This is a genomic window from Desulforamulus putei DSM 12395, assembly GCF_900129195.1.
Taxonomy (GTDB): Bacteria; Bacillota; Desulfotomaculia; order Desulfotomaculales; family Desulfotomaculaceae; genus Desulfotomaculum; species Desulfotomaculum putei.
This window is the reverse complement of sequence record NZ_FQUY01000044.1, coordinates 1-9,219: the sequence shown is the minus strand read 5'-3', so window position 1 is coordinate 9,219 and position 9,219 is coordinate 1. Positions and strand designations below refer to the sequence as shown.

Genomic DNA, 9,219 nt, shown 5'->3' with positions numbered 1-9,219 from the left:
CAGGATCATAGGTGTGCTCATTAACGCCCATGACAAAGGTGCCGTCCACCTCTTTGCCGGGAGCGGTGATAATGACCTTCTTGGCGCCGGCCTGCATGTGTTTGGCGGCATCGGGACCCTTGGTAAACCTGCCGGTGGATTCAATAACGATATCTACGCCCAGTTCGCCCCAGGGCAGGTTGGCCGGATCCGCTTCGGCATAGACCTTAATCTCTTTGCCGTTGATTATAATGGTGTCTTCGGTGGCGGAAATGTCCGCATTGAGAATACCATGTACAGAATCATACTTTAACAGGTGCGCCAGTGTTTGCGCATAGGTTAAGTCATTGATTGCTTTAAAGTCCAAACGGCGGGACTTGTGGTTTACCAGGGCAACCTCAAACTCCCCGCGTTCAATTGCACAACGCAATACGTTCCGCCCGATACGCCCAAAACCGTTGATACCGACTTTCACCCCATTGGCAACAAGCAACTCCTTTCAAAATTATAAGATTAGGAATAGTTTTAATAACATAGGGTATAATTTATAAAGATGAAGTTTACTCCATCACCAAGTGCGGTTTGTTTGGCAGGTGGTGAATTGCCCTAATAAACCTCATTGTTTTGGTTTTGGCTCTCATTACGATGGTATTGGTTTCAACACGTTCGTTACTTAAAAAACGTACACCCTTAAGAAGTTCACCATCCGTTACACCGGTGGCTGCAAAGATAGCATCGTCACTTTTTACCAGATCTTCCATGTACAATATCTGCCTCGGGTCTTTCAAACCCATTTCCACACAGCGGCGGTACTCTTCATCATCCTTCGGCACTAAGCGGGCTTGCATTTCTCCACCCAGACACTTCAGTGCAACAGCAGCGATAACACCCTCTGGCGCACCGCCGGTACCTACAAACAAGTCAATGCCGGTTTCATCCAACCCTGTGGCAATGGCTGCGCCAACATCTCCGTCACCAAACAACCTCACCCGGGCGCCTGCTCTGCGCACCGCTTCTATGATCTGTTGATGGCGTTGGCGCTCCAGTATCATCACTGTTAAGTCACTTATGTTTTTACTGTTGGCTTCGGCCACTATCTTTAAAGTATGGTCAATGGGGTCGTCGATATGAATTTTCCCTGCCGCTTTGGGCCCCACAGCAATTTTCTCCATATACATATCAGGGGCATGCAATAGGCCTCCCCGGTCAGCAATGGCCACCACTGCCATGGCATTGCTGTAACCTTTGGCCACCATGTTGGTTCCCTCCAGGGGATCTACAACCACGTCCACTTTGGGAGACGATGCCTGTCCCAATTTTTCTCCGATATACAGCATTGGAGCTTCGTCCATTTCACCTTCACCGATAACCACCGTACCGTCCATATCTATTGAATCAAACATCGCCCGCATGGCGCTGGTTGCTGCCTGGTCTGCTTCTTCTTTTTTACCCCGGCCCATCCAGCGGGCGGCAGCTATGGCAGCCACTTCGGTAACACGTACAATCTCCATAGCCAGTTCGCGGTCCATATATCTCATACCCTTCAAAATTATTTTTTCCGGAGAGAACGGTTTCCCATGTGCATGGCAGTTCCAGGACCCGGCTTCTTCCGCCTACCGAAACCGGCGCAAGCCCAAGCTTTCCCTCAACACCTTCGCTCTGTGACGGGAAAGTGGAACCGCACTGCGCTGTACATCATTTAATACAAGGTTATATGTCCCTTTAGCAAAAGGTACAATCTCTTTGATGTCTTTTAAATTAACAATGTAACACCGGTGAGCGCGAAAGAACCCCAGGGGTTTGAGGCGACTTTCCAGTTCATCCAAGGTTAAGCGGGTGACAAATTTTTTGTTATGCGTTTGAATATATATCCGACTTTGCTCGGTATACAAGAATACAATATCCCGGATTGGCACTAAAACCGTTTTTCCGACCGGGGTCTGGGCCGGAATCCGGTCAATGGCGGGAGCCTGGACGTGTACCTGTGCAGTCACATCTTTTATACCGACCCGCTGGCGTACCTTTTGCAGGGCGCGGCGCAAACTCTCTTCCTCAACAGGTTTTAATAGGTAGTCTGCGGCATCCACACCAAATGCTTCTGCGGCATAGTCTTCATAAGCGCTTATAAAAATAATTTGGGGGTTGCGCGGTAAGCTGCGGATGGCAGTACTAAGTTCCAACCCGCTCATTCCCGGCATCATAATATCCAGAAAAAGAAGATGGTAGTCAATGGAGCGGATTAATGCCAGAGCTTCCCGGGCGTTGGTAGCCTCACCAACCACCTCAATGTCAGTAAATTGGCTGAGCAGGTAACGCAGCTCCTGCCGGGCAGCATACTCATCATCTACAATGAGAGTCTTACATATTCTCACCTTATTCCCCCCCCCTACGCAAGCGAATTGAGTAAAGTTTTCTATGACCGCACCGTTATCGCTGCGTTTCGTTAATTTTGCCTGCCCGCCGGGCGTGTCTTCCACCCGAGATTTGAACTGTACTTATTTGGACTTTCATCCTCAAGTCTTGATGCAGGCTAAGGTGGAGTGTGCCGCCGACCGGAGGTCATGTATGGCGGCCGCAATATCCGGAGCGGTAAAAATGGCTGATCCGGTCACCAGTACTCCCGCACCGGCCCGGACAACCGCCGGTGCGGTGTTTACGTTTATACCTCCGTCAACTTCTATTTCAAATCCAAGGGCATATTTTGCCCGCAAATCACACAGTGCCTCCAGTTTTGAAACAATTTCGCCGATGAAGCGCTGCCCCCCGAAACCGGGGTTTACTGTCATTAAAAGTACCAGGTCCACTGTGGGAAGAATTGGTTCCACCATGGCTAAAGGTGTGGCCGGGTTTAACGCTATCCCGGCCAGCGCACCCTTTTCTTTGATACGGGTAACGGTGCGGTGAAGGTGGGTACAGGCTTCCACGTGTACCGTTACCAGGTCTGCCCCGGCAGCAATAAATTCCTCAATATAATAATCCGGTTTTTCTATCATCAGGTGTACGTCGAAGACAAGGCGGGAGTGCGGTCTAAGCGATGCCACCACCGGAGGGCCGATGGTGATGTTAGGAACGAAATGACCGTCCATAACGTCAATGTGCAGGTATTCCACCCCTGCCTCTTCAACGGCCGCCACCTGTTCGCGCAGACGGGAAAAATCCGCTGATAAAATGGAAGGCGCAATTTTAACCAACATAATCCCCCCTTTTGCCCATTTTGCTCTATCCTTTTTCACCGATTAGCATTTGGTGAACAATGTCGCAAATGTATGCGTTCGGTCACAGACCACCGGCGCTATGTCCCTGTCTCTCTGTCTTCCGGCAGGTCGATGAACCGGTCTTTTAGTTTCCGCATCACCTGCGGCATAGTGGTGTATTCCATCTCGTCCAGGTGCAGGCGGTGCGGTTCAAAGGGGCCCATCCGGCGCATGTAATCGGCAATATCAAGGGCCACCTGTCGGGCGTTGTCAAAGGCCGGGTCTGCAAACATATCCTGCGGCCCCACCAGTTTACCGCCGGCCAGTTGAAAGCCCAGGGCAATCACCCGCGGCGGGCCGTCGAATCTGACAGGGTGGGCATCTTTCACCTCCACCGGTAACAGTGGACCGATATGGGACCCGCGCAGCCAGCCGGCCACCAGGTGCGGGTGGGAAAAGGCCTCAAGGACTTCTCCCAGGGAGGGGTATCCGGTCTGGCAGCGCACAATGCACACCGGGTCGTCTTTGCCAACGTATCTACCGGCTACGCGGTAGAGGGGCTGGGCACTGGAAACGGCAGCGATCTCGCCGGTGCCCCGGTGGTAGACGTGCTTAATGACGAACCTCCCCGGCGCACCGATAAAGACCAGCATGTCGTAAATTTCTTCGGGTGCCGCAAAGTTGATCTTCTTTTTTTCGACCAGATCGTATACTTCGAAGTTGAAACCACAGTGCATATTGGGGTCGATAATCAGGCCAGTGGTGTTAAAGGGATCCGCAAAAATCTTGTACAGGGGGAGGTTCCATGCACCCGCCCCTGTCTTGTCGGCCATTAGGATGATGACAGTCTCACTCTTACGCTCTTCTATTTCCATCTCTGCTACTCCCGGCCCGAGACCTTTAATGTTGCCGGCAAAAGCATCAGAGAGTAGGTCCTGCCCGGCGCCGCAAAGTTTTAATTTTTTGGCGACTTCTGTGCAGGCTGAAAGGATATTCCTCGCCAGCCGTCGAATATCTTCATTGTTGCACCCCAGCTCATGGGTAAGGATGAGGTTGATATCGTCTCCCACGTAGGTCACGTGGTGGTCGATCAGAAGCGGGCTGGCATCCAATTCTTCACAAGCTTTTTTCACTAGTTCGGGGTGAACTCCGGAGTGCCCGACAAAGCCACCCACATCCGCTTTAATAACGCTTAACGTGATTTTTTTCTCTATTTTGTTCTCTCCTTTCCATCGGTTAATATTTGGCGGACGGTGTCGCAAATATTTTCCGGCGTGAGGCCGTAGTGGGTCAACAGGTCGGCCGCATCACCAGACTGTCCGAACAGGTCGGGAACTCCCACCCGGTGCACGGGTACCGGGTGATGGGATGCTAGTGCTTCGGCCACTGCACCGCCGAGACCGCCGATGACGCTGTGCTCTTCTACGGTGACTACAACACCCGTACGGGCTGCGCTCTGCACCAGAGTCTCTGTATCCAGCGGCTTGATGGTGCTTACATTGATAACTTCTGCTTCGATACCCTCCTCCGCCAGTTTCACCGCCGCCCGCAGGGATTGTTCCACCATAAATCCGCAGGCCGCCAGGGTTATATCTCTACCCGGTCGCATGATCTTTGCTCTGCCAATTGTGAAGGGCTCTTCGTCTGATGTAATTACCGATGTTGCCAGGCGGCCCAACCGGAGGTAGACCGGCCCGTCATACTGGGCCACGGCAAGGGTAGCCCGATAAGCTTCCTCGGCATCTGCAGGCACCACAACCTTCATCCCCGGCATCGCCCGCATCAGAGCTATATCGTCCAACGCCTGATGGGTGGCTCCGTCTTCGCCCACTGTAATCCCAGCGTGGGTAGCGCAGATTTTGACGTTAAGGCCGGTGTAGGCAACGGATTGAAAGATCTGGTTTAACACCCGCTGAGTGGCAAAAATAGCAAAGGTGGAGGCATAAACAATCTTGCCGGTGCAGGCCAGGCCGGCGGCCACACCTATCATATTGGCCTCAGCTATCCCAAGGTTGAAAAATCGTTCCGGATATGCATCGGCAAACAGGGCTGTTTTGGTGGACTTGGACAGGTCGGCGTCCAGTACCACCACCCGGTGGTCCCTGTGCCCCAAATCCACCAGGGCCCGCCCGTATCCATCGCGGGTAGCTTCTTTGGTCGGTTGTTTGGTGCTCATAACACTATTCCCCCAGTTCTTCCAGTGCCTTTTCTCGCTGTTTCCGGTCCGGCGCTTTGCCGTGCCAGTCTACCGCCCCTTCCATAAAGGTGACACCTTTACCTTTGACTGTGCGAGCGATGATGGCTGTAGGTTTGTGAGCGTAGGCCACGCTGTCCAGGGCCTGGAAAAGTTCTGAAAAGGAGTGGCCGTCTACTTCCACAACGTTCCACCCAAAGGCTCGCCACTTCTGAGCCAAGGGGGAAAGGGTCATCACTGTTTCTGTGGATCCGTCTATCTGCAGGCCGTTGCGGTCTACTATGGCCACCAGGTTGTTCAGTTGGTAATGACCGGCGGCCATGGCGGCCTCCCATATTTGTCCTTCCTGACATTCACCGTCACCCAGTAAAACGTATACCCGGTAATAACGGTGATCCAGGCGGGCGCCCAAGGCCATGCCCACTCCCACCGACAGACCCTGACCCAAAGAACCGGTGCTCATTTCCACACCGGGCACTTTACGCATGTCGGGGTGGCCCTGCAGCGGCGAACCCAGCCGGCGTAAACTTGAAAGTGTTTCTACCGCAAAGTACCCCCGCTCGGCCAGGGTGGCGTAAAGGGCCGGTGCCGCATGCCCTTTGGAAAGAATAAAGCGATCTCGCTCCGGATCGTCGGGAACTTTAGGGTCTATTTTCATCACCCCAAAGTAGAGGGTGGTGAGTATTTCTACCGCTGAAAGGGATCCCCCAGGGTGTCCGGAGCCAGCCTCAGCTATCATGTTGACTATATGCCGGCGAATAACCCGGGCTCTTTTTTCTAAATCCCGGTATGCTTCTCTTCCGGCAGAGCTAGCTGTTGACAGCATAGCAACCCCTCTCTTCCCAGTACCCGGACTTGTATTTGTTTCCAAAGCGTCCGGCCACCAGCAGTAGCATGAATTGGTAAGGTGTCAATTCTTTTTCTTCTGCTTTTTCTCCCCAGCCAAGGGCGTCTGCCACTGCTTCCAGCACCGGCGGTGTTATTTCTTCTGTCAGTTCTACCACGTTCATCTCCCGTCCCCAATACCATTCTTTAAAGCAGCGGCAGGGCAATATACCCCTGGAGTGCAGGGTAATCAGCCGGTGTACGATGTCGTTGGCCCCCGTCCGTTCCGCCAAGCGAACTTTTATCGCCTCTGTAGACTGCCCATTTACGGTGTGCGGGAGAAGTGATACCACCAGGTCAGCATGCCTCATCTGCGGTTCTACAAAGTTGCGGATGTCTCGCTGCCGCTGCCTGATTTCTTGCACAACTTGTTCCACGGTGTATCCCCGATGAGCGGCATCCCGCTGGATCTTCCAGCGTATTTTTAGATCCCGGTGGGTATCGTAGTAGATTTTATAGCCATATGTTTCTCCCAGTTTCTCGAATAAAAAGGAATGCAGTCCTTCGCAGATCACGAATTCCCGGGGTTTTACCCATTCCGGCTCCCCAAAGGTGCCGGTGTCGTGGTCGTAAACGGGCTTGAGAATTTTTTCTCCCCGGCGCAGCCGCTCGACATGTTCCATAAACAGCCCCAGGTTATTTGCCCGCGGGTTTAACGGGGTAATGCCAACTGCTTTCCGCTCGGCCCGGTCAAGGGAGTGGTAATCGTCCAAACCGATCACCGTTACCCGCTCTTTGCCTAAAAGTTGAGCCAGGTTGTTTACAAAAGTGCTCTTGCCTGCCCCGCTGTCCCCTACTATTCCGATAAGTGTAGTTTTCCGTCTCATCATTACATACCTCCTTACCTACAACGGTGCCAATGTGCAGTTGCTTCATTCCTGCCAGGCGCCTCAGTTTGGCTAGGGTCAGCATGCTGATCCCATGCCGTTTGCTGCGCGCAACGGCTGCGTCATTGCCCGGTGTGCGTGAATTACCAGTCCCAGTTTCTTATTGGCTTCCCTTAGGGTGCTGTACCGTAAAACCGCAGGTTACGATGTTTTGAGTTTATCCCGCCAACCCGGGTACAGCCGATCTGCATCTTGAGGAAAGGACTCGAAGGCTCGGGCGAGTTCCTTGTGCCCCTTGGCGTATTCCACCAAATCGATTCCCTTTATCCATGCCTCGTGGGCCTGTCGCAAGGAAATCGCGCCGGCGGTCGGGCCGTCGATATGGCCAAAGGCGCCGCCGCCCGAGGTCTGGCAGATGTTCGAATGGCCCAGGTTGTTAAAAAATCCGGGCAGCCTCAGGGCGTTCATGCCTCCAGAGATCATGGGCGTGGTTGCCTTGAACCCGTACCATTTCTGTTTGAAATAGGGCCCTTGGGCCTCTTCCCGTTCCAGCATGTAGGCCATGATTTTGTCCGCCGGGTCCCCCTCCATCTTGCCGAAACCCATGGTCCCGGTGTGGATGCCAGAAGCGCCCAGCAACCGGGCCATCTTGCTCAGGACAAAGGCGGTGTAGCCGCGTTTGGACTGGGGCGAGGTGACTGCCCCGTGGCCGGCCCGGTGGTAGTGCAGGAACTGGTTCGGGAAGTTTCTCCGGACCGTGGTGATGGCCGTTGGCCCGGCGACATAGCCGTCGATCAGAAATGCGACGTGGCTGGCGTTCTCGCCGAAAATCTCCAGGATGTACTCACCGCGGGCGATGATCTCGGCCGGGTCGTCGGCCGTGATGTTGGCCGAGAAGATCTTGGCCTCGCCTGTTTTATCCTGGGCCCGTTTCATGGCATCGGACACGGCCTTCATTGTTTCCTTGAGGGGAGCAAAGGGTTGGTTGCCCTGGGGCTCATCGTTTTTAACGAAATCGCCGCCCAGCCAAAATTGGTAGCAGGCCTCGGCAAAAAGGGCGGGCCTCAGACCGAGCTTTGGCTTGATGATAGTCCCCACGATCATGCCTCCGTTTTCCAGAGGCCGCCCCAGGATGCGCCAGAAATCCACGATGTTCCGGGCCGGGCCGTCGAAGAGCTGCAGGTATTCCCGAGGAAAATAGAAATCGTGCAGCTTGGCGTACTCGACGTCGCCCATGCCCTGGTTGTTGCCGATGGCCAGGGTCAGGAATGAGACCATCATGGCACGGCCGTCGATGATGTTCCGGTCGAAAAGATCCAGGGGGTAGGCAATTTTCATAAGATAGTCGCCGCTGTCGGTCTCGCTGAGTTCATAAACTATGGCGTCCACACTCTTGGTGAAATCGTCCGTGGTGCAGACCTCCACGTTGGTTCCTGTGGACGACTCGGCTGCAAAATGGGCGGCCACCTCCATGTGCCCGAAACCCTGCTTGGGTTTCATGATGTAGGCGCACAGAACATGCTTTCCTCCGTCAATGAGTTCCTTTTCCTTGAGGTCCAGATTAATATATCGGCTTGACTGATTATAAAGAAATGCCATTGTTCTGCCTCCTGTTTTCAAAATCGCTCTCCTGAGGAACGTAGTCCAACTCAACAAAGTTACTGTAACGCATTGACTCATCTCTCCTTTACAAAATGTTAATAAAACTATATTTTTTATTTATGTTTTTTAGTATATTGATTTGACCTAACCTAGACAATAAAAGGCTCACCAAAAGCTGCTTACCCTGTCTGAAACTGCGATAAACGGGAACGAAATACCCTTTTGAATCATTTTTTAAAAAATTCGCCTTACACCCGGCATAAGCAGCATTTCAGGCTAAATTAGTGACAGGTAAGACAAAACGTTGGATACCAAGTTTGAGCATTTATTGAATAAAGGATCAACGTTTTTCAAACTTTTATCACAATTAGAGTTTATAATAATTTTGAAAACGCTCACAAAAGAAGGTGGCCGGCATGGAAAAGGTAAGAATTCTTTTAGTAGATGATGAGGAACGGATCAGGGAAATGATCAGGGAATATACCAGTCTGGAGGGATATGATATTGATGAAGCCTCAGACGGAATTGAAGCTTTAAA

General features: G+C 52.6%; 9 protein-coding genes. All 9 read right to left on the bottom strand.

Annotated features, from left to right (window positions below; genetic code table 11):
* Window positions 1-409 (bottom strand): glyceraldehyde 3-phosphate dehydrogenase NAD-binding domain-containing protein (locus tag BUB67_RS15420; RefSeq protein WP_420795749.1); only part of this gene is annotated, 409 nt, incomplete at its 3' end.
* A gap of 130 nt (window positions 410-539) precedes the next feature.
* A complete protein-coding gene (glpX, locus tag BUB67_RS15415) occupies window positions 540-1,508 on the bottom strand; it encodes a class II fructose-bisphosphatase (protein ID WP_073240260.1) in 969 nt (322 codons plus the stop codon).
* Between the two features lie 84 nt (window positions 1,509-1,592).
* Window positions 1,593-2,351, bottom strand: a complete 759-nt coding sequence (locus tag BUB67_RS15410; RefSeq protein ID WP_084127775.1) for a LytR/AlgR family response regulator transcription factor — start codon at window positions 2,349-2,351, stop codon at window positions 1,593-1,595.
* A gap of 141 nt (window positions 2,352-2,492) precedes the next feature.
* A complete protein-coding gene (gene rpe, locus BUB67_RS15405; protein WP_073240259.1) occupies window positions 2,493-3,170 on the bottom strand; it encodes a ribulose-phosphate 3-epimerase in 678 nt (225 codons plus the stop codon).
* A gap of 101 nt (window positions 3,171-3,271) precedes the next feature.
* The gene (gene fbp / locus BUB67_RS15400) at window positions 3,272-4,435 is read right to left on the bottom strand and encodes a fructose-1,6-bisphosphate aldolase/phosphatase (RefSeq protein WP_274377254.1); all 1,164 of its coding nucleotides are present in this window, start codon (window positions 4,433-4,435) and stop codon (window positions 3,272-3,274) included.
* On the bottom strand, window positions 4,384-5,349 hold the full coding sequence (locus BUB67_RS15395; RefSeq protein WP_073240258.1) for a transketolase family protein: 966 nt from the start codon (window positions 5,347-5,349) through the stop codon (window positions 4,384-4,386). The genes fbp and BUB67_RS15395 overlap by 52 nt, the downstream gene beginning before the upstream one ends.
* Window positions 5,350-5,353: 4 nt before the next feature.
* Window positions 5,354-6,193 carry a transketolase gene (locus BUB67_RS15390; protein ID WP_073240257.1) on the bottom strand — a complete coding sequence of 280 codons (840 nt, stop codon included), beginning with the start codon at window positions 6,191-6,193 and terminating at the stop codon, window positions 5,354-5,356.
* Window positions 6,177-7,082: a phosphoribulokinase gene (locus BUB67_RS15385; protein ID WP_084127774.1), complete on the bottom strand. Its 906-nt coding sequence runs from the start codon at window positions 7,080-7,082 to the stop codon at window positions 6,177-6,179. The genes BUB67_RS15390 and BUB67_RS15385 overlap by 17 nt, the downstream gene beginning before the upstream one ends.
* A gap of 198 nt (window positions 7,083-7,280) precedes the next feature.
* On the bottom strand, window positions 7,281-8,678 hold the full coding sequence (locus BUB67_RS15375; protein WP_073240254.1) for a ribulose-bisphosphate carboxylase: 1,398 nt from the start codon (window positions 8,676-8,678) through the stop codon (window positions 7,281-7,283).
* Between the last annotated feature and the right edge of the window lie 541 nt (window positions 8,679-9,219).

Coding starts and splice junctions, on each gene's coding strand:
- glpX (WP_073240260.1), bottom strand. CDS start 1,508: ATGGACCGCGAACTGGCTATGGAGATTGTACGTGTTACCGAAGTGGCT.
- BUB67_RS15395 (WP_073240258.1), bottom strand. CDS start 5,349: ATGAGCACCAAACAACCGACCAAAGAAGCTACCCGCGATGGATACGGG.
- BUB67_RS15390 (WP_073240257.1), bottom strand. CDS start 6,193: ATGCTGTCAACAGCTAGCTCTGCCGGAAGAGAAGCATACCGGGATTTA.
- BUB67_RS15385 (WP_084127774.1), bottom strand. CDS start 7,082: ATGATGAGACGGAAAACTACACTTATCGGAATAGTAGGGGACAGCGGG.
- BUB67_RS15375 (WP_073240254.1), bottom strand. CDS start 8,678: ATGGCATTTCTTTATAATCAGTCAAGCCGATATATTAATCTGGACCTC.